Consider the following 1,201-nt stretch of genomic DNA (forward strand, 5'->3'; position numbering starts at 1 on the left):
CCCCCCCCCCCCCCCCCCCCCCCCCCCCCCACGGGGGTTATCAGTGCCCGCAAGATCGTGTCAGTTCTTGAGACTGGCCCGCACCGCCGCGATGCCATCCTTGCCATCGAAGCTGGTCACGCCGGCGAGCCAGCGCTGCAGGTCCTCGGGATGCTCGCGCAACCATTGTCGCGCGACGTCCTGGGGCGTCTTGCGTTCCATGATCGGCACCATCAGCTGGCTTTCCTGGGCGGCGCTGAATGTGAGGTTTTCCAGCAGCCGCTGCACGTTCGGACACCGCTGGGCGTAGTCCGGCGCGGTGACGATGGAGACAGTCGCGGCGCCTTCGTTCGGACCATAGACGTCTTCGCTGCCGGTCAGGTAGGTGATGTTCATGTTGATGTTCATCGGGTGTGGGGTCCAGCCGACGAAGACCACGAACTCCTTGCGATTGACGGCCCGCTGTACCGCCGCCAGCATCCCGGCCTCGCCGGACTCGATCAGCTTGAAATCCTTGAGACCGAAGTGATTGGTCTCGATCATGGTCTTGATGGTGGTGTTGGCGCCGCTGCCCGGCTCGATGCCGTAGATCTTCGCTCCCAATTGATCCTTGAACCGGGCGATGTCGGCGAAGGTCTTGAGCCCCGCCGCCGCCACGTAGTCGGGAACGGCCAGGGTGGCCTGGGCGTCGGCCAGGCTTGGTTTGTCCAGTACTTTCACTTGATTGGCCGCCAGGAACGGGGCGATGTTCTTGTCCATCGCCGGTTTCCAGTAGCCCAGGAAGATGTCGAGCCGCTTGTCGCGGATGCCAGCGAAGATGATCTGCTGAACGGCGCTGGTCTGCTTGCTTTCGTAGCCCAGGCCGGTGAGCAGCACGTCAGCCATGCCACTGGTGGCGATCACGTCGGTCCAGTTGACCACGCCCATGCGCACGGTCTGGCAGGACGTTGCCTCGGCGGCCATCGCGCCGGAGCTCAACAGGACGGTACCGCAGAGGATCGACAGACAGCGTTTGAACGGTCTTCTCATCGGAGAGGTCTCGTGCGGCAGTGGATTGTTGTAGGTCGGCGTCTAGGTGCACCGTGACCGGAACATTACGCAGCGTCGAGGGGCTGAAGATGAACTGTGGCGACGCGGTTTTGCACGGTGGCGACAGGTTGAGAAGCATGAATGCTCTTGTGGCGAGGGAGCTTGCTCCCGCTCGGTTGCGTAGCGACCGCAA

General features: G+C 63.3%; 1 protein-coding gene. It reads right to left on the bottom strand.

Annotated features, from left to right (window positions below; all coding sequences use genetic code 11):
• Positions 1-60: 60 nt before the first annotated feature.
• A complete protein-coding gene (locus ACE04F_RS27905; RefSeq protein WP_486110808.1) occupies positions 61-1,008 on the bottom strand; it encodes a choline ABC transporter substrate-binding protein in 948 nt (315 codons plus the stop codon).
• Positions 1,009-1,201: the final 193 nt, after the last annotated feature.

The organism is Pseudomonas sp. AGC41 (assembly GCF_057334555.1).

What these genes read in the sequence shown, in the direction of transcription:
- ACE04F_RS27905 (WP_486110808.1), bottom strand. Translation starts at nt 1,008, where the DNA reads ATGAGAAGACCGTTCAAACGCTGTCTGTCGATCCTCTGCGGTACCGTC.